Annotated in this window: 20 protein-coding genes and 1 pseudogene; 8 read left to right on the forward strand and 13 right to left on the reverse strand. The window is 36.1% G+C overall.

Annotated elements, in window-relative coordinates; all coding sequences use genetic code 11:
• Positions 1 to 265: 265 nt before the first annotated feature.
• Together IPK91_00860 and IPK91_00865 are read left to right on the forward strand one after the other, a co-directional pair.
• Positions 266 to 2,491 carry a T9SS type A sorting domain-containing protein gene (locus IPK91_00860; GenBank protein MBK8295848.1) on the forward strand — a complete coding sequence of 742 codons (2,226 nt, stop codon included), beginning with the start codon at positions 266 to 268 and terminating at the stop codon, positions 2,489 to 2,491.
• Between the two features lie 47 nt (positions 2,492 to 2,538).
• Positions 2,539 to 4,164 (forward strand): T9SS type A sorting domain-containing protein, encoded by a 1,626-nt coding sequence (locus IPK91_00865; GenBank protein ID MBK8295849.1) that lies wholly within the window; start codon positions 2,539 to 2,541, stop codon positions 4,162 to 4,164.
• On the opposite strand, the gene IPK91_00870 is transcribed toward IPK91_00865, so the two are convergent.
• Genes IPK91_00870 through IPK91_00880 form a run of 3 tightly spaced genes read right to left on the reverse strand, consistent with a single transcriptional unit; the run spans position 4,161 to position 6,343 of the window.
• A complete protein-coding gene (locus IPK91_00870; GenBank protein ID MBK8295850.1) occupies positions 4,161 to 4,814 on the reverse strand; it encodes a YggS family pyridoxal phosphate-dependent enzyme in 654 nt (217 codons plus the stop codon). The two genes, IPK91_00865 and IPK91_00870, sit on opposite strands and share 4 nt — an antisense overlap.
• Positions 4,815 to 4,827: 13 nt before the next feature.
• The gene (locus IPK91_00875) at positions 4,828 to 5,424 is read right to left on the reverse strand and encodes an aminotransferase class IV (GenBank protein MBK8295851.1); all 597 of its coding nucleotides are present in this window, start codon (positions 5,422 to 5,424) and stop codon (positions 4,828 to 4,830) included.
• On the reverse strand, positions 5,408 to 6,343 hold the full coding sequence (locus tag IPK91_00880; protein MBK8295852.1) for an aminodeoxychorismate synthase component I: 936 nt from the start codon (positions 6,341 to 6,343) through the stop codon (positions 5,408 to 5,410). Before IPK91_00880 ends, IPK91_00875 begins: the two co-directional genes overlap by 17 nt.
• Positions 6,344 to 6,372: 29 nt before the next feature.
• Between IPK91_00880 and IPK91_00885 the strand changes: the two genes are divergently transcribed.
• Positions 6,373 to 7,011, forward strand: a complete 639-nt coding sequence (locus tag IPK91_00885; protein ID MBK8295853.1) for an aminodeoxychorismate/anthranilate synthase component II — start codon at positions 6,373 to 6,375, stop codon at positions 7,009 to 7,011.
• Entirely contained in the window at positions 7,008 to 9,485 is a 2,478-nt protein-coding gene (locus IPK91_00890) for a carboxypeptidase-like regulatory domain-containing protein (protein MBK8295854.1), read from the forward strand. The genes IPK91_00885 and IPK91_00890 overlap by 4 nt, the downstream gene beginning before the upstream one ends.
• A 65-nt stretch (positions 9,486 to 9,550) precedes the next feature.
• On the opposite strand, the pseudogene pfkA reads toward IPK91_00890, so the two are convergent.
• Positions 9,551 to 10,532, reverse strand: a pseudogene (gene pfkA / locus IPK91_00895) (6-phosphofructokinase).
• Positions 10,519 to 11,364: a hypothetical protein gene (locus tag IPK91_00900; GenBank protein MBK8295855.1), complete on the reverse strand. Its 846-nt coding sequence runs from the start codon at positions 11,362 to 11,364 to the stop codon at positions 10,519 to 10,521. The pseudogene pfkA and the gene IPK91_00900 overlap by 14 nt, the downstream one beginning before the upstream one ends.
• Positions 11,365 to 11,454: 90 nt before the next feature.
• Between IPK91_00900 and IPK91_00905 the strand changes: the two genes are divergently transcribed.
• A complete protein-coding gene (locus IPK91_00905; protein MBK8295856.1) occupies positions 11,455 to 12,372 on the forward strand; it encodes a 3-hydroxybutyryl-CoA dehydrogenase in 918 nt (305 codons plus the stop codon).
• Between the two features lie 6 nt (positions 12,373 to 12,378).
• Here the strand turns inward: IPK91_00905 and IPK91_00910 are convergent, their stop codons facing one another.
• Both IPK91_00910 and IPK91_00915 read right to left on the reverse strand, forming a co-directional pair.
• Positions 12,379 to 12,723 (reverse strand): hypothetical protein, encoded by a 345-nt coding sequence (locus IPK91_00910; GenBank protein ID MBK8295857.1) that lies wholly within the window; start codon positions 12,721 to 12,723, stop codon positions 12,379 to 12,381.
• A 5-nt stretch (positions 12,724 to 12,728) separates the two neighbouring features.
• On the reverse strand, positions 12,729 to 15,566 hold the full coding sequence (locus IPK91_00915; GenBank protein MBK8295858.1) for a leucine--tRNA ligase: 2,838 nt from the start codon (positions 15,564 to 15,566) through the stop codon (positions 12,729 to 12,731).
• A gap of 182 nt (positions 15,567 to 15,748) precedes the next feature.
• On the opposite strand from IPK91_00915, the gene IPK91_00920 reads away from it, so the two are divergent.
• The 3 genes from IPK91_00920 (at position 15,749) to IPK91_00930 (ending at position 18,579) form a co-directional block, all read left to right on the forward strand.
• Entirely contained in the window at positions 15,749 to 16,300 is a 552-nt protein-coding gene (locus IPK91_00920; protein MBK8295859.1) for a hypothetical protein, read from the forward strand.
• 240 nt (positions 16,301 to 16,540) lie between these two features.
• On the forward strand, positions 16,541 to 17,017 hold the full coding sequence (locus IPK91_00925; GenBank protein ID MBK8295860.1) for an acyl-CoA thioesterase: 477 nt from the start codon (positions 16,541 to 16,543) through the stop codon (positions 17,015 to 17,017).
• A 308-nt stretch (positions 17,018 to 17,325) separates the two neighbouring features.
• The gene (locus tag IPK91_00930; GenBank protein ID MBK8295861.1) at positions 17,326 to 18,579 is read left to right on the forward strand and encodes a metallophosphoesterase; all 1,254 of its coding nucleotides are present in this window, start codon (positions 17,326 to 17,328) and stop codon (positions 18,577 to 18,579) included.
• Between the two features lie 166 nt (positions 18,580 to 18,745).
• Here IPK91_00930 and IPK91_00935 read toward each other — a convergent pair whose 3' ends face one another.
• The 6 genes from IPK91_00935 to IPK91_00960 all read right to left on the reverse strand — a co-directional run bounded on the left by IPK91_00935 (position 18,746) and on the right by IPK91_00960 (position 23,983).
• Positions 18,746 to 19,687 (reverse strand): hypothetical protein, encoded by a 942-nt coding sequence (locus tag IPK91_00935; protein ID MBK8295862.1) that lies wholly within the window; start codon positions 19,685 to 19,687, stop codon positions 18,746 to 18,748.
• A 194-nt stretch (positions 19,688 to 19,881) separates the two neighbouring features.
• A complete protein-coding gene (locus IPK91_00940) occupies positions 19,882 to 20,418 on the reverse strand; it encodes a hypothetical protein (GenBank protein ID MBK8295863.1) in 537 nt (178 codons plus the stop codon).
• A gap of 83 nt (positions 20,419 to 20,501) precedes the next feature.
• Positions 20,502 to 21,299: a PhzF family phenazine biosynthesis protein gene (locus IPK91_00945; GenBank protein ID MBK8295864.1), complete on the reverse strand. Its 798-nt coding sequence runs from the start codon at positions 21,297 to 21,299 to the stop codon at positions 20,502 to 20,504.
• 59 nt (positions 21,300 to 21,358) lie between these two features.
• Complete coding sequence (locus IPK91_00950) at positions 21,359 to 22,039, reverse strand: hypothetical protein (protein MBK8295865.1); 681 nt, start codon at positions 22,037 to 22,039, stop codon at positions 21,359 to 21,361.
• Between the two features lie 51 nt (positions 22,040 to 22,090).
• Positions 22,091 to 22,453: a hypothetical protein gene (locus tag IPK91_00955; GenBank protein MBK8295866.1), complete on the reverse strand. Its 363-nt coding sequence runs from the start codon at positions 22,451 to 22,453 to the stop codon at positions 22,091 to 22,093.
• 222 nt (positions 22,454 to 22,675) lie between these two features.
• A complete protein-coding gene (locus IPK91_00960; GenBank protein MBK8295867.1) occupies positions 22,676 to 23,983 on the reverse strand; it encodes a TolC family protein in 1,308 nt (435 codons plus the stop codon).
• Between the last annotated feature and the right edge of the window lie 36 nt (positions 23,984 to 24,019).

Raw genomic sequence — 24,019 nt, forward strand, 5'->3', positions numbered from 1 at the left:
GATTAAAAGCATTGCGCATGCTTGATGTTCAAGGATGTATTTTAATTACAAAAAACACATAGATAATATTTTGTAAATATGAGATTATACATTTATAAATTACAAAAATATTTGTATTAGCGAATAATAATATTTTGATTAGCCCTTTAATGCAAATATATATTGTAATTGAATGCAAACAACTTGGTGGCTATAGCTATAATATTTGAACTTTATAAAAGCGCAAATTCTTGGTTTTATTCGTTACCTTCATGAGCTATTTATTATGAGAAAAATATACTGTATTCTATTCACCCTGATTCTTTTTTCAAAAGAATCCTTCTCCCAGATTTTTGAGCCTAAACAGGTTCCATTTGAATCTATGGATGGCAAGGTCTTAGACTTTGCTCATGTGGGAGGAATTGATAATGTACAAGTTAATGAATTTGATTTGGACATGGATGGGACCAAGGATCTTATTCTGTTTGATCGTGCTGGAGATATCCTTTTGCCTTTCAGATTTGATCTGCAATCTGGAACCTATCAATACAGTCCGAAATTCAAGCGTATGTTTCCAAAAATGAAAGATTGGCTAATTACCCGGGATTATAACCTGGATGGAACGATGGATCTTTTTGGGAGTTGTTTTAATACAGAAGGAATACCGGGCATCGAAGTTTACAAAGCAATTAACGATCAAGGTCAATATCGCTTTGATAAATTTGACATGAAGAAACAATTTAAAGCACTTTATTTTCCGATCGGGAATAGCAATGTACAAATACCGGTAGATTATTCTGACCTTCCTGCTTTTGATGATGTAGATGGAGATGGGGATTTGGATATTGTGTTGTATGAACCGGGTAATAACAAAGTGACCTGGTTTCAAAATGTCGTAAAAGAACGTGGATTTTCAATGGATACGCTGGCCTACGTTTATTCTGATAATTGTTACGGTCGCTTTGTTGAAAGTGGATTTACTTCTGAAATTAAATTGAGTGGCTCTTCGGATACTTGTGCCAGTTTATTTGCTCCGGTTATTACTTCACGGCATGCGGGATCTACTATTTTGAGTCTTGATTTAAATGGAGATGCATTGCGGGATGTGTTGATTGGGGATCTTACCAATACTGGAGTAATAGCTTTGTACAATGGAGGAAATAAGAATCAAGCCTGGCTGACACAACACCTAACGCACTGGCCTGCTAAACAAGATTCTGTGAATATGGCAATTTTTTTAGGAGCATTTGACGTGGATGTAAACCATGATGGATTAAGAGATGTGTTGATTGCACCAAACCAACGTGGAATTTCAGATAATGTAACTAATTTGTGGTATTATAAAAATACGGGTACAAGCAATCAACCAATCTTTCAATTACAAACAAAGGATTTATTTGGCGAACAAATGGTAGATGTTGGTTCAGGATCCGATCCTTGTTTTGTTGATTACAATCAGGATGGTTTGATGGATCTTGTGATTGGATCGGAAGGGATTTTTGTGCGTGGGACAAATTTAAGAGATGCTCGTTTGTTTTTATTTGAGAACATTGGAACACAAAACAATCCAAAATTTAAACTGGTTGATTCAAATTATCTGGAATTTAACCAATTTTCATTGAATGCAGATGCACATCATAGTTTTACGCCTTCCTTTGGTGATTTGGATGGTGATGGCGATTTAGATTTGTTGGTTGGTGAAAATCAAGGTCAGTTTTTTTATTGTGAAAATACTGCAGGACCTAAAACAAAATTTAAATTTAAAAAACCGATTTACCCATACAAAGACTTAAGTGTTAAAAGTAATAGTTCACCATTCTTAGTAGATCTAAATCGAGATGGCTTGATTGATATTGTCAGTGGTACCAAAGTAAATACCAACAATGCAAACAATCAGGCTTGTGGAAGTTTCTACTATTTTCAAAATCAAGGAATTTTAAATGCTCCGGTCTTTGATCCGGATTATTATAAATCACCCAATACCAATTGTCTTGGAAAAATTATTGTCAATTCAATTTCTTCCAAATCCTATACTTGTCCTGAAATTATTGACTTCAATGGAAACTATCGTTTATTCAGTGGAAATATTTATGGTGAATTAAAAATGATTGGAGGTATTGATGGCAATCTGGATGGCACGTTTAGTATGTTAAACCCACATTATGGTCAAATACTGGAAGGAGAACGTTTGACTGTAAGTTTGGCAGATATTGATAACGATGGAATCCTGGATATAGCCACTGGAAATTCACGAGGAGGCATTGCAATTTATGGGAGCAATCTAAAAACCGATGGAACCGTTTCAACCCATGTTCTTTCAAAGGATGAAATCATATTAAGTCCAAATCCATCTCATGGCCTTTTGGAGTTAACTTCCACAGATGGGATTCATGGAAGTATGGAATTAGTTGACATGCAGGGCAAACAGGTATTTAATACAAAATTGAATTTCGATCGTGAAATTCGCTTTAATTTCGAAGAACTTGAAAATGGAATTTATTTGGTCAACTAATAAATGGTAACAAATTAACTTGTTACAAATGGATTAAAATTTAAATTATGAATCTGAAAATTTCGCTTCTGTTTACATGTTTCTGTGGCCTAATGCATGCTCAGAGTTTGTTGAAAATTACGGCTGATTCAAGCAGTCCCATTCAATTCTTAGAAATTGCAAGCAGCAGTTCATTTGGTAGTTTAGGATCCGTACCAGCGTCTAAAATTTATGCAGTTAATGTTTTGAATACCCAGAAAAATTTAACGGAGGCCCTAATACTAAATTTTCAAAATGCAGGAGATCTTAAATCAGGACATCTCATTGGACAAAAATCAGGAAGCATTCAGATAAAGAAAATTGTAGCAACAGGTGCGGATGAAGTTTTTTTTATTGGAAATTATTTGGTTACAGGAGGTGGAAATTATCTGATTATAGGTTTGTTTAATTTTAAAATAAACGCATTGAAGTATGTGAAAATAATTTCAGACTTAATTGAACCAAGCCGAACATTAAATCCAGTAGATGTAATCAATATCAGAGGGATATACTATTTGTTGGTCGAGACTGAATTAAATTATCTTGGAGCACAAAACAATAAAATCGTTTTAATGGCTTTTGATGGGTCGCAAATTATTTGGTCCCGAATTTACAACAGCCTGGCACCCATACACGCTGAATCTCCTGCTTCCTTAGCTTTGGGTCCCAATGACGATTTGTTGATATCCGGAACCATCAGACCGGTAGGGGATAATTTTTTTCGAATGATGTTGGCCGAAGTCTCTACAGAAGGAGAACCGGTAGCATTAAAAATGGTAGAACTCTTTAGTGCGGATGGGTTATATAACCATCGTTTTGGATTTACATCTATCGAACCAAAAGGTGCCAATATATTTATGTTTTCGCAATCCGTTGTAGGTCGTTCTGAACCAGGGCCAGTATTGATTTCTTGGTTTGATGCTGCATTGACGCTTAGAACCTGGAGAAATTATACCGCACCAATCCGAGTAGAAGCAATTAATACTGATGGATTTTATTTTTATATCGGAGGTCAGGCGCCAGTTGAAAATGGCTTTCAGGGGTATACATTAATGAAAATCAATTCTACCAATGCGATCATCGAGAAATATAAATATTTTAAAGAGAGTTTACAAAACTCAAGCATTGCAACCTCGTCTTCAATTAATTACGATCGTGGAAATGACAAAACATGGTCTTTGATAAAACCCAATGGCAGCATGGAAAATTATTTGGTTTTATTGGAGAATAGTGGTTTGATGGATCATGATTGCAGTGAAGACCTTAGCTATACTGTTGCTAAGGACCCAATCAAGATAACAGATATTGTTTTTAATTCAAAAGCATTGGACTTGCAATTAGCAGATCTTGATTGCAGTTTAAATGATTTGGAATTAAACCAACAGGATAAATGTCGTGTAACAAGTATTTCAAACAATGCGATTGAATTGGCCAATGTTTACCCAAATCCTTCAAGCGGACTTATTCGCATAACGTCAAAAGACAAAATGGAATTAATTCAATTGCTGGATCTAAATGGAATTATTTTATCAGATTTTAAGTCCGGGAAAAATCAGGAAAATTTAGACCTGTACCTGAATTCCGGAATCTATTATTTAAAAATAATTCTTGAGGGTAATAAATCTTTTATCAGTAAATTAGTGATCGTAAATTAATTAAATAATTTACTGCCAATTCGTACCATAGTGGAACCCTCTTCCAATGCGATTTTGTAATCTGAAGACATCCCCATGGAGAGTTCTTTGAATGCGGTATATTCAGGATGCAATTTCTTTATTGATTCAAAATACAGTTTGAGTTTTCTGAACTCACTTTGAATTTGATGGGAGTTTTCTGTAAAGCTTGCCATTCCCATCAATCCTGAAATTTGTATTCCAGATAAATTTATCCACGGATCAGTGCTTAAAGAGGCCAGGAGGTTCGTGTATTCAAAACCTTGTTTTTCGGATTCAGTTCCAATTTTAATTTCAAGTAAAATGGGAATCACCCGATTGTATTGGATAGCAGCTTTGTGAATCGTTTCTGCTAATTCAAAAGAATCAACGGAATGAATCATGCTGATCCATTCAACTATTTTTTTTACTTTATTCTTTTGGAGACTTCCAATTAAATGCCATTCAATATCCGATGGCAATTCTGTTTTACGTGCTAATAACATTTGTACCCTGTTTTCTGCAAAGATTCTTTGACCAGCTTCATATAAACTAAGAATTGCCTCGGTACTCTGATTTTTGCTTACAGCAATTAATTGTGCATGGTATGGCTTAAGTGTTTCTAAAATCTGATTATAGTTGGTTAGATCCATGGTTTATTGAGACTTAAGAAATTAAATCCATTGAATATTCAGTAGTTGAATCCAATGGATTCATCGCATTTAGCAATTTGAATTTTTTAAACAAAGGCAAATGTTTCGATTGTATTGCTTCTTCATGAATTTTCCAGTCTGCTATTAAAGAAGCACGCATGGTGCCTTTAAGCAAAGGATCAATCGGAGTAAGCCATCGATAGCCATCGTAGAATGCCAGATTACTTAAACTTGAATCCGTCAGGTAATCATTTTTAACAATAAGGATCTGGTGGTCTGATGGAATGGTTCTAAGATATTGATCAAAACACATTCTGTCAATGTATTTGTAGTTATAGCTTATTTGATTGTCATGTATGAGGTGAAATTTCTTATAGGTTTTTGGATTATAGGCCAGACAAAAAAACTGATGGGATGTTTCATTGTAGCTGAATTTGCATTTCACAAGAGGAAATCGAACTTGAACATTTTTAGAAATCAGGTATTCCAGATGTGGGGTTTCCAGTTTCGGATAAAATTGTTTAAATGTATGATCAATTCGCAATTGGTGATAATACAAATTTTGGGGAACTCCATCCAGGATGGAAATGCTTTCAAAAAATCGGTACATAGACTTTGTGAATTAATTCTTGGTATTCTTGCAGGGAATCAGAATGAAATGTGATGCCACCCCCGCTTTTAAATTCAAGTCCATCATTGGTTTTTTCTATAAATCGGATCATCACAGCACTTTGCAAATTGGTGCCATTGTAAACGCCAAACACTCCTGTATAAAATCCCCGATTGTAATTTTCAGTTTTAGAAATGAGTTCCAGTGTTTTCTCTTTAGGTGCGCCACAAATGGATCCTGCCGGACAAATTTTATCAAATAAGAATCCTGGATGATCTAAATAATAATTTTGTAAGGTTCCACTGATTTCTGAACTCATTTGCCATAATTCGTCATTGTGTGTTTTCACCTTAAGCAGAAATTTATAACGTTTGATGGCAACATGATCAGAAACCATGCTCAAATCATTTCGCAATAAGTCAACAATGGTATTGTGTTCGGCCGTTTCTTTGAGATCATTCAATAAATGAAAACCATCCGGATCGTCTACAACCCTTTTAGTGCCTTTCATTGGAAAGGTATTTATTTGACTCCCATTGATTGTTACAAAAGATTCGGGCGAAAATACTACAAAAGTATCTTTTATATAAAGTTTGTAAGCGGCATTCGTGCATTGGAAGATGTCATTCAAACTCAAATTGGTCTCCAGTTTAGTTGCTTGAGTTAAATTGCACAAATAACTGTCCCCATTTTGAATGGCTTGATAAACCAAATCAAATTTGATTTTGTAAGAATTATAGGATACGGGAAGAGGCTTAAACCTAAAGGAGTGATTTAATTTTTCGACTGGTTTTTCATTGCAAATAGAATATTTTATTTGTTCATCATTCAGTTCATCGAGTGGTTCACAAATACCACAAGTTTTCAAATAGTCAATCACAAACAGAAAAGGCCGCTCATCCTGTTTAAATGAATTCATACGCTCAATAACTGAAGAATGCGCTCTAAATGGCTTTTGCAATCGAATCTTTGTCTATTTTCGTCCGAAAGTTATTAGCTTTTATTGTGTATTCAAATAAAGAGATCTTACTTCTTGATAACAGGGATTCATTTACCTACAATTTAGTTCATTTATTGAAGAGCTTGCATGCAAAGCCGAGGATCCTGGATTCCTTGAAATATCTTGATAATGAAGTAGTTAAGTTTGAGAAAATTCTATTTTCACCGGGGCCGGGCATACCAGATCATTTTCCTGCCATGAAATCTATTTTGTCAAATTATCAAAGCAAGCAACGTATTTTGGGAATTTGTCTTGGGCACCAAGCCATCGCAGAATTTTATGGGGCAAAATTATTTAAACAAGTTGTGGTGCAACACGGTCAGGTAAAACAAGTCATTAACAAGGCTACGCATTTAAATTCTATAATAAGCACCATGCCTGCAGTATTTGACGTTGGATTGTATCATTCCTGGGCAATTGATGCAGAAAGCATGCCTGATTCATTACATGTTACCTGCATATCTGAAGATCAGATCATTATGGGTATAAAACACAAAACATACAATATTGAAGGAATTCAATTTCACCCGGAATCATTTTTAACAAAACTTGGCAAAGAACTGCTGGAAAATTGGTTGGCAACATGAAGATTTTGTTCGTTGTATTTTGTTGGTTTGCTTTTTTGAATAGTTCATTTACCCAATTGAAAGGAACAATTTCGGATCCTGAAGGAAATCCATTAGCCTTTGCTTCAATTTATATTAAATACACAACAAAAGGAAGTATCAGCAATAAAGACGGATCCTATACCTTGGAATTGCCTGTTGGCAAGAATATCGTTGTGTTTCATTATTTAGGATATCAACTTGAGGAGCGAGAAATAGATTATCTATCCGGTCCCTTGCTCTTGAATATTCAATTAAAACCTTCAACATATAATTTAAACGAAATTGTTATTTCTTCGGATCAGGAAGACCCGGCCTATGCAATCATTCGAAAAGCTATTGCAAAGCGAAATTTATATTATTCCGGAAAATTAGATTTTCAATGCAATGCATATACAAAAGGGTCAATTAAAATTCTGGATATCCCAAAAAAAATATTGGGAAAAGAAATTGGCAATTTGGATGGCAATCTGGATTCAAATAGAAAAGGGATCATTTATTTGTCTGAGACCGTGTCTAAACTTAATTTTAAGAAACCAGATCATTTTTATGAAGAAATGATATCTTCGAGAATCTCAGGTCGGGATAATGGTTTTTCATTTAATAGAGCTTCTTCAGCTTTGTTTAATTTGTATGAAAATACAAATGAATTTGGAAGGGCCATTGTTTCACCGATTGCAGATTTTGCGTTGGATTACTATAAATACAATTTATTAAGTACAGACACACTTCAGACGGATCAGGTAATCTTACATAGGATTCGGATCATTCCAAAAAACAACAGCCTTCCAGCCTGGTCGGGTGTCATTACGATACAAGAAAACTCCTGGAATTTGTATGAATTAAATCTGCATATTTCAGGCAAACAGGTGCAACAGGAATTGTTTGATAGCATTTATCTCAGCCAGGTATTTATCCCTGTGACAGGATCCGATCGTTTTGAATTGCAATCGCAGGTTTTTGGATTTAAAGCCGCATTGTTTGTTATAAAATTAGAAGGCAAATTTGCTGTAGTGTTTTCAGATTATGATTTTGAAAAAGTTTCAGAGCCACAAGATGAAAGGGTGCTGTTGCGAATTCAGGATGGAGCCAATACAAAGGAAGTCCTTTATTGGGATTCAATCCGACCGGTTCCATTAACAACTGAAGAAATCACCGACTATCAATCCAAGGATAGTTTGAAAATAATCCGAGATTCTAAAGTTTATAAAGATTCAGTAGACCAACAACGGAATGAGTTTAAAACCATCCATTTTCTTACTGGCTATACGTTTCACAACACCTATAAGAAGCGTTCATATTCCATTGCCTCCCCTTTGGAAATTATCCATTTTAATCCAGTGCAAGGTTGGAGTTTAGGAACCATTCTTCGGTTTAATCAACAACAACATTTAAAAAATGAATACAACGAATACCGTATCGAATCTAAACTGGATTATGGTTTTGCAGAGAAGGTTTTCAGGCCAACCTTTAGTTATATGCAACGATTTAATGAATTTAGAAAAGCTGAGTTTTCAGTTAGGACAGGCATCGAATTGGAAGCCTATGATCATAACCCCGGTTCTCTTATAATTCAGGAAATTGCAAATTTGTGGCTTAAGAAAAACTACAACAAATTTTATGAGAATCGAATGATCGGTTTAAATTATAAACAGTATATAGCCTATGACTTTTTATGGTTTGGCGAGTGGAATTACAATGCCAGGTTTAATTTGACAAATCATTCAAATTACAGCATTGCTAAAAAAGATCGATTGTATGCTCCAAATAGCAGCAGTGATGATTTCAATGATAGTTTGAAGATCAATCATAAAGAATACATCAGTTTTACCAATCGGATTCGGTGGCGTCGGGGAACTAAAGTGTGGTTAGCCCCAAATGCAACGGATTATCTTGAGAGTGAATGGCCGGTAGTAAGGTTGCGACATACTTGGGGTGTTTATCCAAATTCAAAAGAACAGTTTCATGTAATTGGCACCAGTATTTATAATGACCAGTCCTTGCAGAATTGGGGCCAACTAAGCTATTTAGTGAAGGCGACAAAAATTTTCCATAAAAAACCATTGGATCCATCTGAATGGATTTTTCAAAAAGGGAATCCTTATATTTTTTACAACAAACCGAATGATCCGGATGTATTTTTAAGTTTAAATCCATATGCACACAGTACGAATAAACATGCAGTGTCCTGGTTTCTTGAATGGGATTTACAAGGAAAGTTATTAGACCGGATTCCTTTAATTAATAAATTGGGTTTAAAAGAATTGATACGTTGTTCATCAGTTATCAATGACAGAAATAAGCCGTATTCAGAATATTCAATTGGATTTGGAAATATAGGTTATAAAGTATTTAGAGTCTTTCGCCTGGATTGGGTTCATGCATTTGAAGGTTCGGACTATCAAAAGTCAAGCATTCGATTGGCCTTATTAAGTAATATAGGCGGAGGAAAATAAGATACTCATAATTTTAAATGCAAAAGGAAAATAAGATTCGTTAGTTATAAAAAGAATCTGAATGATTATCTTCCAAGAATGTCTGCTAATTTGATAAGTTCTTCGTCCGGAGCGTTTTGATGTTGAACGGCTTGATCGAAATCAGTAAAAACTATTTTATCATTGACAATGCCTGCCATGCAATTGTGTTTCCCTTTTAATAAAGCCTCGACGGCACCATGTCCCAGTCGGCTGGAAAGTATTCGATCTGCAACACTGGGTGATCCACCACGTTGAATGTGTCCAATGATAGCCATTTTAATTTCATATTCCTTAACCCGTTCTTTTAGCAATTCGGCAATAACAGGGGTTGGGCCAATTTTATTTCCTTCCGCAACAATGACTAAGCTGAATAACTTTTTTACGCTTAAGGGTTTTTTTAATCTCAGCAACCAATTGATCAATGTTTTCATCATGTTCTGGAATTAATAGGGCACTGGCGCCAGAAGCAATGGCAGTAAAGAGTGCAATATAACCTGAATGCCTTCCCATAACTTCAATCAAAAACAAACGATCATGAGAATCTGCAGTGTCGCGTATTTTATCCACTGCTTCAATTGCAGTATTTACCGCAGTATCAAAACCAATCGTAAAATCGGTTCCATATAAATCATTGTCGATGGTTCCAGGCAAGCCGATCATGGGAAATTCGGTTTCTTTGAAAAAGACAGAAGCCCCTGTAAACGTACCGTTGCCACCAATTGCAACAACTGCATCAATATCATTTGCTTGCAAATTTTCAAATGCTTTTTGGCGATTGGCAGTTTCTAAAAAACGGCTGCTCCGTGCGGTTTTTAATATGGTACCTCCCTGATGAATGATGTTGCTGACATCGGTAGTTTCCAAACGGCTTATTTCTCCATCGATCATTCCTTCAAAACCTCTATAGATTCCATAAACGTGTAGATCATAATAATTTGCCGTACGGGTTATCGCCCGAATTGCTGCATTCATTCCAGGAGCATCTCCTCCGGATGTAAAAATACCAATGCGTTTAATGGGTTTCATATTTTAAATGGTAGGCCAATAAATGTTGAATTAATTTCTGACTGCAATTTCCAAAGTGTAAACCATAATTATTCAAACTTGTTCTAAATTCATCTCGCAGGTAATATCCGATCGAGCCACATAGATGTACCGGTAACTGGAGTGGTTTGTAAATTAAAATTCTGTTTTCAATAAATTCTTCAATTCCAAATTTAATGATTGGTTTTAATGATTCTGCATTTTTATGTTGAATTGCAAATCGAGCAAAGTCTGCTAATTTGGAAGCCGGTTTTTGGGAATGATATAATTGAAAAATAAAATCATGATTTAATGTCGGGTACTGATTTTCAAAATGCTGTCTTAATTGGGCATCCATTTTGTTTAAAAAATAAAGCTGGAGCAGTTTTTTCCCAAAATAGTTACCGGATGCTTCGTCACCAAGAAGATAACCAAGAGAAGGAAGTTGGTGGACAATCGCATGGCCATCACAATGTGCTGCATGGCTGCCAGTTCCTAAAATTGCAACGATGCCTTCCGCTCCTTCACAAAGCCCCCGACCACTCGCTAAAATGTCTGACTGAATCGTCAGATGTACATTCGGAAAGTGCTTTTCAAACAAAAGAGTAAGTATATCTTTAGCCGATTGTGAATTGCATCCTGCGCCATAAAAAATAATGTCAGCGGGCAGATCCGGACAATTGAATTTGGTTTTTTCTAAAATGGTATCCAAATAACTTGGATCTTGCGTTGTTGGATTGATGCCATCGGTTTCAAAATGGGTACTCTGTTTTGCACCAAAAAACACCCAATCTGTCTTGCTTGATCCAGCATCAGCAACTAATTTATATGCCATAGGATTGCAAGATAGGATTTATATTTTTACTCTACAATTTGTTAAATACTGCTCAAAGCTTAGCTTTGCGCGCAATATTCAAAAAAAATCATGAAAAATATTACAGTTATCGGAGCAGGAACCATGGGAAGTGGCATCGCTCATGTATTTGCACAATATGGTTATCAGGTTGTCTTAAATGATATTTCAGCACCGGCATTGGAAAAAGCCTTGGCTTCGATTACTAAAAATCTGGATCGCATGGTAGAAAAAGCCAAATTAACCGGAGAGGATAAAATCAATACCTTAAATCGGCTCACCTTAAATTCAGATCTGGAATCTGCTGTTGAAAATGCTGAATTGGTGATTGAAGCTGCAACCGAAAACGAGTCTCTTAAGTTAAAAATATTTACAGATCTCGAGCGAATGTGTGCACCAAATACGATTTTAGCCAGCAACACTTCCGCCATTTCATTGACAAAAATTGCATCTATTACCAAAAGACCGGATAAAGTCATTGGAATGCACTTTATGAATCCGGCGCCTATAATGAAATTGGTTGAAATCATTCGTGGGTATAATACATCTGATGAAGTGTGTGAAACCATTATGAATCTTACCAGAGCACTTGATAAAGTTCCTGTTGAAGTCAATGATTATCCTGGATTTGTTTCCAATCGTATTTTGATTCCTATGATAAATGAAGCCGTTCATTGTTTATATGAAGGAGTGGCCGGTGTAGAAGAAATAGATACCGTCATGAAATTGGGAATGGCGCATCCTATGGGTCCTCTGCAATTGGCAGATTTTATTGGTCTGGATGTTTGTTTAGCCATATTGCGAGTCTTGGAAGATGGTTTTGGAAATCCTAAATACGCACCTTGTCCATTATTGGTTAAAATGGTAACTGCCAATAAATTGGGCGTTAAATCCGGTGAAGGATTTTATAGCTATACTCCCGGTTCTAAAGAATTGGTCGTTGCTCCAAAATTCAGTCGGTTTCCAGCGACCCTGAGCAATCTAAGTTAGCCACAACTAATCTTTTCCTTCCACATGAATTATGTGGAAAAATCGGTGGATGATTGGAGCAAAAACAATGGTTACACTTGAAAGAAAAATGATGCCGCTATACATGGCATAAAAGGAGGCAAATAATTTAAGTTCATCACATGGTTTTTCCACATCCGGACCCATGCCGGTTAAAATCATGCTGGCATTGTATAAGCCATCGATCCAATTTAAATTTCCAAAATGCATATAGCCAAGGGTACCTAGAACAAGTGAAATAGAAATCATAAGAGTGCCAAGTATCCAAAATTTCAATAACCTTCTGTAAAAGATTTGAGATTTAACGACCGCTTTAGATTTATTTTCGAACATATTTATTAGATAACAATATTAATCATGCGATTGGGAACAATAATAATTTTTTTTATTTCTTGTCCTTCCAACCATTTATTTATTTCATCCAATTCAACAACTTGTTGCAGTAGCTCATCCTGGCTTAATGTTTTAGCAACAATCCATTCAAACCGTTTTTTACCATTGATGCTGACAGGATAATTTACTTCATTTTTTATTAAATGATTTTCATCAGCCATTGGATAGGTACAATGGTGGATGCTTCCGGTATTTCCTGCGGCATGCCAGATTTCTTCTGTGATAAATGGGGCAAATGGAGCGAGTAATTGCGCTAATGGCATTAGTACGTCTCTTTTTGCACAACCGATTCGTTTCAATTCATTAACACAAATCATAAATGCACTGACAGACGTATTAAATGATAATTGCTCGATGTCCTGATTTACTTTTTTGATGCAGGTATGCAATATTTTTAGTTCGTCTGCATTCGCTGGTTCATCCGTAAGATTAAACTGATCGGTTGCATTGTAAAACAGATTGTAAAACTTTCTTAAAAATTTACTAACGCCATCAATTCCTTTGGTATCCCAGGGTTTAGCTTGATCAATCGGTCCTAAAAACATTTCATACATCCGGAAGCAATCTGCACCATACTCCGCAATCACATCATCTGGATTTACCACATTGTGATAACGCTTGGACATTTTACCGGTTTCAGAAAGTGTATGTATTTTAAAATCATCAGAAATCTCATTTAACAAATAAGTGATTTCTTCATTTTTAAATAAACTTCCTGCAAATTCTGGCCTCCATTTTACAAATTGCAAAATACCAGCTTTGGAAAGATGGGAATGATCTGTATTGTAATCGCTAACATAATCAATATGAACCGGAATGCGCGCTAATTGATCGTCTGTGTAGTTTGTTTTTAAATTTACGTCTATAAATAGGGGAGGATGACTGTCTTTGACAAAAAGCAAAGATTCAATTATTCCCTGGATCATCCCTTGATTAACTAATTTCTTAAAAGGTTCGTTGGTATTTACAAAATCGCAATCGTATAAAAATTTATGCCAAAACCGAGAGTACATCAAATGTCCAACTGCATGTTCAGTGCCGCCTATATACAAGTCAACTTCTTTCCAATAATTCAATGCTTCTTTTGAAGCAAATTCATTGGGATTGTTAGGGTCCATATATCGTAGAAAATACCAGGAAGAACCTGCATATCCAGGCATGGTATCTGTTTCACGTGTAAAACCTTGCCAGTTTACCCATTCGGTTGCTGCAGCCAAAGGAGATTTTGCTGATTTGCCAGGTTCGATTTGTTCGATATGCGGCAATTCAAGTGGTAAATCTGATTCATCTAACTGATACGTATGTCCTTGAGCATCGTAATAAATTGGAAAGGGTTCTCCCCAATAGCGCTGCCTGCTAAAATTGGCATCGCGCAATTTGTATTGAATTCTTGTTTTGCCGATTCCTCTGGATTCCAATACATTTAAAATTTCAGTGATTGCTTGCTCAACAGATTTTCCATTTAAGAAATCAGAATTAATCAACATGCCCACTTTATCTTCCAAATCGGCATTTGGGAATTCAGTTTGATCTATAACTTGTTGGAAGGGTAAATTGAAATGTTTTGCAAAAACCCGATCTCTTTTATCATTGCTGGGTACTGCCATGATGGCGCCGGTGCCGTATTCAATTAAAACATAATCAGCAATCCAGATAGGTATTTTATCATTGGTTAATGGATGAACGGCATATGCTCCGGTAAATACACCCGAAACCGATTTGTTATCAGCTTGCCGTTCCCGTTCTGTTTTCAAATTGCTGTGGTTGATGTATTGTTCAACTGCGTCTTTTTGTGATTGAATAGTGATAGATGATACTAAAGGATGTTCAGGAGCAAGCACTATAAAGCTGGCACCAAAAATTGTATCTGGACGCGTGGTGAATATTTCTATGGAATCTGGATGATGTTCTATATTAAAAAAGATTTGAGCGCCCAATGATTTTCCAATCCAATTGCTTTGCATAATTTTTAATGAATCGGACCATTCCAAATTTTCCATATCCTTCAGCAAGCGTTCGGCATATGCAGTGATCCGTAAAGCCCATTGCAACATGGCTTTTTTCTCAACGGGATGCCCGCCGCGTTCGGATACCCCATCTTTGATTTCGTCATTAGCCAATACCGTACCCAAAGCTTCACACCAATTGACATAAGCTGTTTTGCGAAAGGCCAGGCGATAATTCATTAAGATGCGTTCTTGTTCGATGCGACTTTTTGCACTCCATTCAGCAGCATCAAACACAGTATCTTCTGTATGATGCGCTGGAATTGAATTGTTTCCAAAGCGCTCAAATAACTGAATCAGTTCATCAATAGGTTTTGCTTTTTGTTCGCTGGTATTGTAATAGGAATTGAATAATTTTAAAAAGATCCATTGGGTCCATTTATAATATGAAGGATCGCAAGTAATCACTTCACGGGACCAATCGTAATTAAATCCGATGTTGTCAAGTTGTTCGCGATAGCGTTGTATGTTCTGTGCTGTAGAAACAGATGGATGAATTCCTGTTTGTATTGCATATTGTTCAGCAGGCAATCCAAATGCATCAAATCCCATTGGATGCAACACATTGAAACCAGACATGCGTTTGTGACGTGCCACAATATCAGAGGCAATATAACCCAGCGGATGCCCCACATGTAAACCTGCTCCTGAAGGATAAGGAAACATGTCAAGCACATAAAATTTTGGTTTACTAAAATCATCGGTTATTCTATAAACCTGATTTTCATTCCAGTATCGCTTCCATTTTTCTTCAATTTCCCTATGTGAAAATTCCATGCCCTTATTTTGTGCAAAGTTAAGGGAATGTTTTACAGATTCAATGCTTCCGACCCTCCAAGACAAAATGATTTGTTAATAGTACCAATGAATTTAAGGGCTAATTTTAATTTTTGTCATTAAATTTTAATTATTTTTACTCTATATTTAATTGAAAACACCTAAAAAAAATAATTATGGAAATGCAAGTAAGCTTTGAAGAAATCAAACAATTGTTGAAGGATTTAGTCATTAGCCAAAAGGAGACCGATCTAAAATTTAAAGAGACAGAACTCCAGTTTAAGGAAACCGATCGGAAATTAAATAAAATGATTCACCAATTTGAAAGCCAATGGGGAAAATTTGTTGAAAGTCTGGTCAGTGGAAATTTAATTCAATTGCTTCGTGGCAAAGGAATTGATGTGCATGACACTTCACAGCGTCGGACTGGTATTCACATGGGTCGTCAATTTGAATTTGACATCGTTGCGAAGAATGGCAATGAATTGGTTATTGTCGAAGTCAAGTCTAATTTAAATATTAAAGCTATAAAAGATTTTTTAGAAGAATTAAGTCATGCAAAAGAATGGTTGGATGAATATGCCAGCTATAAAATTTACGGTGCAGTTGCCTATTTACATGCCAGCGAAGAAAGTCCAATCTATGCTGAACGTAATGGTTTGTTTGTAATTCGCGCAACGGGCGATTCTGCAATAATTACAAATTCGGAAAGTTTTGTTCCAACATGTTGGTAGTGTTGGTGGAGGGGGGAATAGCTGTTAAGCTGACAAGCTAAAAAGCTAACAAGCAAAAACTGCTAACAAATTTTAACAGCTTAACAGCTTAACAGCTTAACAGCTTAACAGCTTAACAGCTTAACAGCTTAACAGCTTAACAGCTTAACAGCTTAACAGCTTAACAGCTTAACAGCTTAACAGCTTAACAGCATTAAACTATTTGAAGCCGGGATTGTTTGCCTTACTTAAGCCCGTTCCATGACAACCATTCCACAATCCAGACATCGCATTCGATTTAAGGATTGCGATCCATTAGGCCATTTATACAATACGCGATTTATTGAGTATATGTTGGAAGCACGAGAAGATCAAATTCTTGAGCATTACCAATTAAACTTAATGGATTATGCTGAGCAAAATAAAAAGTCCTGGGTATTGGTTAAGCATGAAATAGCTTATTTGCAGGAAGCAAAACGAAATGAATGGGTGTGGATTCGTTCTCTGATCATTCGATGTTCAGAGAAAGATATTCTTGTGGAATACCAAATGTGGAATGATGAACAAACAAAGCTTAAGGCCTTATTGTGGTCCAGATTTTTGCACATTGATTTAGTATTAAAAAAGACAACAGCCCATCCACCAGAAATCCAAACGATGTTAGAAGACAATCTTGTTCAAATAGAAAAAACAGGATTTGATGATCGGGTTAAGTATTTAAGTCAAAAGGAAAGTTAGAATTCATATTTTTTAAGAGGCTATTTCATTTCTCGCTCAACCGATTGAGTTTTATGTAATAAAAAATTAAACACTTGCTAGATCGGTTAGGCTCATTCTGGCAATCTGGATGCATCTACAACTTGTTATTTATTCTGAAATAAAATGTAAAGAGCCGTTTTGAACTTATAGTTGTAATCCATTTTTATTTTGATTTGGCATCTAAAATAGTCTTTGTTTTGATCCTGTGTGTACGATAGAATCATTTTGAAATTGGAACTTTCTGTTGTTTTTCGTGTTTTATTTCTCGTAATTAATACGCTTAATCTATGGGCTTTTTAATCCCAATTTTATTGATATTGGCTATCGACTTTTATGCCTTCCAAGGTTTAAAGACCCTGTTGTCGAGTAGCGTGCAGCATGCAAATTATATTTACCTGAGTTATTGGTTGATTTCGATCGTGCTTCCGGCTTTGTTTGTATTTGGTATGATTGAGATGCGTCGTAACCATCAAATGCCAGTCATTTGGGTTACTCTGGGTAATATTTGGTTTATACTCTTGATGACCAAGTTGGTCTTTATTTTAGTCTTGTTTGGAGAAGACATCTATCGGTTTTTTGAGGCGATTTATTTTAAGCTAAGCAACTATTTTAGTAACGAACTAACAGAACAAAGTCCATCCATGGCCTCCCGGCGTAAATTTGTAAGCCAAGGTGCCTTGTTTTTAGCCTCCATCCCTTTTATGTCACTTACCTATGGTTTGTTGCGAGGCCGATATCAATACAAAATTCACAAGCAAACAGTTTATTATAAAGATTTGCCAGAGGCATTTGACGGATTCCGAATCTGCCAGATATCGGATATTCACAGTGGCAGTTTTGAAGATCGTGAAGGGGTGATCAAAGGGCTTGATTTGATTAAATCTTTGAACAGCGACCTGATTGTTTTTACAGGAGATCTGGTCAATACATTTTCCACTGAATTTGATCCTTGGGTGGCAGATTTTAAAAATTTAAAAGCTCCTTATGGACAATATTCTATACTAGGGAATCATGATTATGGAGAATATACCCAATGGGAAACAGAAGCAGCCAAACAACAAAATTTTGAAGCTATAAAAGCACACCACTCGGATATGGATTTTCGCTTGCTTTTAGATGAATCAATAAAAATCGAAAAAAACAATCAATCGATTCGATTGCTTGGAGTAGAAAATTGGGGTGTTGGATTTGGAAAAAGAGGAAATCTGGAAAAAGCATTGAGTCAAGTATCTGAATCAGAATTTAAAGTCTTGCTATCCCACGATCCAACCCATTGGGAAAATGAAGTTAAGATGCACCCACAACACATTCATTTAACACTCAGCGGACATACACACGGCATGCAGATGGGAATCGAAATACCGGGATTTAAATGGAGTCCTATCCAATACCGATACCCGAAATGGGCCGGCCTTTACCAGGAAGCAGGCCGCAACTTGTACATCAACAGAGGCTTTGGGGTATTAGGATTTAGAGGTAGGGTAGGAATATGGCCAGAGATTACAGAAATCACCTTGAAGAGAGGAGATGAGTCCGTTTAGAAAATGTTACAATTCTACAATTCTAAAATGCTGCAAACCAATTTAGTTAATTAATATAATCTGGAAATTATATATATGTCTATAAAGTCTATAGCCTTTTAGTCTGTAGATTTAAATTGAATTATAATTTCAAAATTTCCAATTGATTTAGTCTGATCTATCACACTCATTCTTTGACGACTTTCAATGGGCCTAATTTTCCTGCATCGAACAAGTAATTTCCGGTGATGTAACCATCGATGCTGGATGAATCTTCTGAGTTTGTAGAATAGTTAAAAGGAATTTGAATTTCAACACCCAGTTGCTTGTCCAGTGCGCTGTATTGAGCTTGTGAAAGCAGTTGATGTGGTTTTTTTAAGTGGTCTTTTGCCCATGCCGCTGCATGGATACGGGATTGTTCAATCCATTCCAACAGGCGGTCTGATTCCGTGTTAAACTGCCATTCTTGGTTAATTGTTTTGACATTTACAGGGTAAGCAACTTCTGATCGAAGGTACAGTATAGAATTTCTTAATTGCCAGCGGTCTCCACGTTCCCAATGAGCTAAGGGGACAATGTCTCCAAATTCAGTGTTTAATGTTTTGGGTTCCATGAAATCGATGGCCAAACCATAATCTTTCGCCTGTGGCCAATTTTGGAGTGCGGGAGCTATTTTCTCAAGACGTTGTAAACGGATTTCAGGAGTTGGTTCTTCAAAAATTAGGATTCGAATATACCCATTGCGGATGCTGCAGCTGAATGAAGTCAAACCCGTTTCTTTAATGAGCTTTAACAAAGCACGAGCATCTGCAAGTTCGGTTTCGGCTTTTGCCAAAGAATTTTTTACTTCTTCAAGCGATATTCCTAAGTCAGCTTGTCGTTTGTCCCAACGAATGTAGATCTGTAACAAACTGTCATCCTTATGGGCCACTACCGTGTTTTTAACCTTAAAACTTAAATGGCGAATCGGATCTGCAGTTTGCGTGGTTACAATATACAATTGATCATTAAAATGCGTATCTAACCAGGCTTCTAATCCTTCGGCCTTTTTCTTTTTTCCAAAACAGCTGTAGAAAAAACTAGCAATTGCAAGGACAATTAAAATTTTTATTATAAGGGACCATTCCATGGGCTAGATTTCATTCATATGTTATCACTATTTTGCTTGGCTTACAATATAAATCAATCAAATATCGGATTTATTAAGGATTGAATAAAAAATAGTTTATTTAAACTAATTGTTGATCTAATAATTAGTTGAAAAAATTCCACTCTCAAACATTGCATTTGGAATTGCTGAAAATTATTGAATCAAATTTGTCATTAAAGCGATTGCACCCTGGGTTGAATAAACCATAAACCAATTGCAGAAATTAAAAATAAAAACAATGTTGAATAATAATCAGAGAATTTTGCTTCACGTTTCAATTCAGCACTTACCAAGGTTTTTGATGTAATGAGAACAGCAATCAGATAAGATAGTACAAATAAAACTGGAAAGTACCAAGGTGTTAACCTATGAATTTGAAAGCCATTCGAACTGGTAATTTTATCAGTTGTAAAAATAAGTACAAGCAAATAGCTAAGTACAACAGAAATAATACTAAAATTGAAATACTTAAATAGAGGTGAAGCAATACCTTGCGATTCAAGCTTTTCATTTGCTTTGTGCCCAATAGCAACGATCCAGGCTAATAGGAAGAGTCCTCCCAGGCTGGCTAGAACAGGGTATGTTCTAATATATTCAACGGATGTAGCTGTATAGAGTCCAATACTTATAGGAGATGCGATCAGCAGGAGCAAGGTAATTCGATTGAGGGTAAGTAAACGGGAACAAAGTTGACTTAGTTGGTTGATCATATCATTGCTTTTTATTTGTAACATATATAGGCAAAAAAGGATAACTTCTCAATCCTAGCTCCAACTAAGGTAATTGTTTGTTATTAATTTTTAAAATCTCCTTCAAAAACAATTACCGCTTCACCATATATGAAGACCTTGTCTTCAATTAAGGCTGTCGACATGGTTCCGCTTCTTTGTGAAGATTGATAAACCTGCAGCTCCGTTTTGTGTAGTTTGGTTGCCCAATATTTTGTAAGAAAGGTTTGGACACCTCCTGTCACTGGATCTTCGTTGGTTCCTGCCCAGGGCCAAAAATAGCGGTAGTGGAAATCGTAATCCGGAGTTGCGGAAACAGAAGTTACCAAAACTCCGTTAATGCCTGAATGAGATTTTAACAAGGCTGAATAGTCCGGATTTAGTTTTGCCAAAACGTTTGAATCTTCAATTTCAATTAAGATAATTTTAGTCTTTTCGTTATAAAAACTGGTTGTTATGTTTTGTATACCAAGAGCATCCAACACGGATTGGGGAACATTTATAGGTCCTAAATCATATACTGGAAATTGCATGACGATTTTACCTTCGTATTTGCTGATTGGAAGTTCAATGTTTTCGCAATTAATAAAAACGATTGTTTCAAATGAATTGTATTCAAAAATTATTTTAGATGCTGCCAGGGTGGCATGCCCACACAAAGGAATCTCTTGTTTGGGTGTAAAGAATCGGATGCCGTAAGTATTCCCCTGCAGCTGTTTAATAAAAGCAGTTTCTGAAAATCCAATCTCGGTTGCAATGTTTTGCATTAAACCGGGCTCTAAATCATGCTCGCATAAACAAACCGCTGCAGGATTTCCTTTGAATTTTTGATTGGTAAATGAATCTACAAAATAGGTTTTCATAAATAGAGCTGTTGGGTTTTAATTGAAAAGGTTTCGAATCAAAATTTTAAAATTATATACTATTGACTTTTTGTGTTTAAAAGGATTCTGATGCCCGCTAAATGTGAAAATAACACCATCGGTACCACACAGGTTGGCAACCAATTAAAAGGAAAATACAATACAGCCACATTGGCTTGTTCAAATGCCAATTGTTGAAATGGAAAAGGTGCCGCTAAAACCGCATGCATCACAATATTCAAGAGAAGTCCAAGGCAGATGAAATTCCAGATTAAAATAATTTTAGTACTTAATTTCTTTTGGATAAATCCAAAGTAAAAGACAAAGCCAGCTGTAATTCCAGAAAGGATGTCATAGTTGCTTCCAGCAAAGGTCATGAGCTCAGGAACTTTTTTATAAACAAACAATCCATACAAGACCATTTCAATTGGAATTCGAAGGGTGTGCAACAAGGTCAAGGTTTTAAGGTCCAGGCGATCGATAAATTGTCTTCCGGTGGTAGTTGCAAAAAGTCCAAAGATTAACAAAAGTGTGGGTAAAACGGCAAGCAGTAACCGGGGTGGCATTGCATCTGTTTTAAGAAAACATCCAGAGAGGCCAAGAATGGATTGGATTATGAGCCAGCTAATCAACAACAACAAAGTAGATTTAGAATAGTGACTTGCTTTGTAGAATAGACCCACCAGACAGAAAGTGATCAATCCGAAGACCAGACTTATAGAGAGTGGTAAATTTTCCAATCTTTTATATTTATAATTAGAGGAGCTTTAGAGGAAACTAAACTGCTTGTTTTATGTTGTTGCTTCTGATTTTAATGCAAATGCCGTCCACGTAGCACCCAATCCATCAACAATTGCCAGCATTAGTAAACTCAAAGGCATTTGACCCGCACTAATTAATATGAGACATCCAACGAAAAAACCAAATCGCAAATAAACAGAGGCTTTGATATAAAGTTTGATATCATACTTGCCACATAACAGATCGTATAAACCGATCACCAACACCAACAGACCTAAAAACCGCGCCCAACCATTTGGTATCGCAGGCAATTGCATCATATTAATAAGTGTTTCAGGAATTAGAAGAAAGAGGATTCCTGCTGTAGCGGTATAAATTCCAAAGTAAAAGAGCGATTTTCCTGATTGGGTCATAAGATCATGTATTTTATTTTTCAGTAATTTTTAATAAATCGTTTAAGTTTTCAATTTGATCATTGGGCATGAAGATGATTTAACCCTTTGAAGGATTTTGACTGATTGCTGCATGCATCCAAAACAGTACCCATGTCATTGACAAATGTAAAGAAGAATCCAATTCAAACCTATTGAGCTCCTGAAATAAAATCAGGAGTGCATCGTATTGTCAGGGAAATGTTATTGTACTAAATTTCCAATTAACATTCGCAATTCTGTTTCTGCGGTCTTTGCATCAAATAAGCTGTTGGCCAATCGGGTGGTAGCGGCTTCATTGAGTTGTTGAGCGTCTTTCAATTCCAGAATGGTAGCTTCAGCCAGTTTAAATCGCTGTGCCATGATGTTTAGATTTTCAGCAGCCAGTTTGAAATTTTCTTGTTCTGATTTTGCCAATGAAATGGCATCCTGGTAACGCTGCCAGGCATTGATTACAGTTGACTGCAAATTTATTTTCGTTTCAACATAAGCCAGTCGCACATTCTCTTTTAAAAGCTTGCTGTTTTGCACTTGCTTGCGTTGGATTCCATTGTATAAATTCCAGTTCAGGGTCAGTCCTACCAAGGGACCCCGACTTTGGTTTACTAAAAATAATCCCTGAGTAGACGAACTGCTCACAAAATTATAACCTGCATTGAGATTGATTCTTGGATAGGCATACGATTGCTGTTCCTTAATTTCATGCTGCCGTTGTTTTTCCAATAACTGCAATAGTTTTAACTGGATATTTCCAGATTCCAGTTTTGCAAGTGCTTGCTCTAAATTTATAGTTTCATCAATCTGAAGACTATCGCTTACTTCAAATTCACTGTTCAGCGATCGCATCATTAAGGTATTCAAATTTAACTTGGCGATTTTTAATTGGGAGCTTTGTTTTACAAGATTATTTTTTTGAATATTCAGATCTAAAGAGGCCTGTAAAAATTCAGAGCGGGCCGATTTTCCAATCTTCAATTTTGTGTCAGCTAATTTAACCCGTTCTTCATAGAGCGATAAATTGCTTAAGGTACTTTTTAATAAGATGTTTTGTTTTACAATTTCAGCATAAGCATTAATCACGTTGGAAATAAGCGATTCCGTATTCAACAACACGTTGAGTTCGCCCATATCTTTTAGGGTCTGAAGTTTTTTATAAGTTGCAAACATTTTGGTTCCGTCAAACAAGACCCAATTCAATACCAATTGTCCATTGATTGATTTAGTAGCTACACCCGTTTTATTAATTTCGGAGCCTGTATTAAATTCTTGCGTGAGATTGTTGTTGGAGTAATTGGTACCTGCATTCAGATCCAAACTTGGAATCATACCTGCTTGAGCTCTGCTTAAATTATTGGATGCGATGCGGGCTTCGTTTTTACGAATAATTAATCCAAGGTTATTAAACAAAGCCGTATCGATGGCTGATTGCAAACGGAGTTGAACTTGTGCACCCGCTGTGAAACTGCAACTTATAAGTATCAGCAATAAAATTGTTTGTAAGCCGTTTTTCATAATCTTTTTAATAGCTGTTTCAAATTGAGATCAATC

Source organism: Saprospiraceae bacterium (genome assembly GCA_016712145.1).
In the GTDB taxonomy this organism is placed as follows: domain Bacteria; phylum Bacteroidota; class Bacteroidia; order Chitinophagales; family Saprospiraceae; genus Vicinibacter.

Excerpts from the sequence above, each read along its gene's own strand:
- IPK91_00905 (MBK8295856.1), top strand. The coding sequence starts at position 11,455 with ATGAAAAATATTACAGTTATCGGAGCAGGAACCATGGGAAGTGGCATC.
- IPK91_00885 (MBK8295853.1), top strand. The coding sequence starts at position 6,373 with ATGGCTTTTGCAATCGAATCTTTGTCTATTTTCGTCCGAAAGTTATTA.
- IPK91_00860 (MBK8295848.1), top strand. The coding sequence starts at position 266 with ATGAGAAAAATATACTGTATTCTATTCACCCTGATTCTTTTTTCAAAA.
- IPK91_00930 (MBK8295861.1), top strand. The coding sequence starts at position 17,326 with ATGGGCTTTTTAATCCCAATTTTATTGATATTGGCTATCGACTTTTAT.
- IPK91_00925 (MBK8295860.1), top strand. The coding sequence starts at position 16,541 with ATGACAACCATTCCACAATCCAGACATCGCATTCGATTTAAGGATTGC.
- IPK91_00880 (MBK8295852.1), bottom strand. The coding sequence starts at position 6,343 with ATGAATTCATTTAAACAGGATGAGCGGCCTTTTCTGTTTGTGATTGAC.
- IPK91_00935 (MBK8295862.1), bottom strand. The coding sequence starts at position 19,687 with ATGGAATGGTCCCTTATAATAAAAATTTTAATTGTCCTTGCAATTGCT.
- IPK91_00865 (MBK8295849.1), top strand. The coding sequence starts at position 2,539 with ATGAATCTGAAAATTTCGCTTCTGTTTACATGTTTCTGTGGCCTAATG.
- IPK91_00915 (MBK8295858.1), bottom strand. The coding sequence starts at position 15,566 with ATGGAATTTTCACATAGGGAAATTGAAGAAAAATGGAAGCGATACTGG.
- IPK91_00940 (MBK8295863.1), bottom strand. The coding sequence starts at position 20,418 with ATGATCAACCAACTAAGTCAACTTTGTTCCCGTTTACTTACCCTCAAT.
- IPK91_00955 (MBK8295866.1), bottom strand. The coding sequence starts at position 22,453 with ATGACCCAATCAGGAAAATCGCTCTTTTACTTTGGAATTTATACCGCT.
- IPK91_00870 (MBK8295850.1), bottom strand. The coding sequence starts at position 4,814 with ATGGATCTAACCAACTATAATCAGATTTTAGAAACACTTAAGCCATAC.
- IPK91_00910 (MBK8295857.1), bottom strand. The coding sequence starts at position 12,723 with ATGTTCGAAAATAAATCTAAAGCGGTCGTTAAATCTCAAATCTTTTAC.
- IPK91_00890 (MBK8295854.1), top strand. The coding sequence starts at position 7,008 with ATGAAGATTTTGTTCGTTGTATTTTGTTGGTTTGCTTTTTTGAATAGT.
- IPK91_00960 (MBK8295867.1), bottom strand. The coding sequence starts at position 23,983 with ATGAAAAACGGCTTACAAACAATTTTATTGCTGATACTTATAAGTTGC.
- IPK91_00875 (MBK8295851.1), bottom strand. The coding sequence starts at position 5,424 with ATGTACCGATTTTTTGAAAGCATTTCCATCCTGGATGGAGTTCCCCAA.
- IPK91_00920 (MBK8295859.1), top strand. The coding sequence starts at position 15,749 with ATGCAAGTAAGCTTTGAAGAAATCAAACAATTGTTGAAGGATTTAGTC.
- IPK91_00945 (MBK8295864.1), bottom strand. The coding sequence starts at position 21,299 with ATGAAAACCTATTTTGTAGATTCATTTACCAATCAAAAATTCAAAGGA.
- IPK91_00900 (MBK8295855.1), bottom strand. The coding sequence starts at position 11,364 with ATGGCATATAAATTAGTTGCTGATGCTGGATCAAGCAAGACAGATTGG.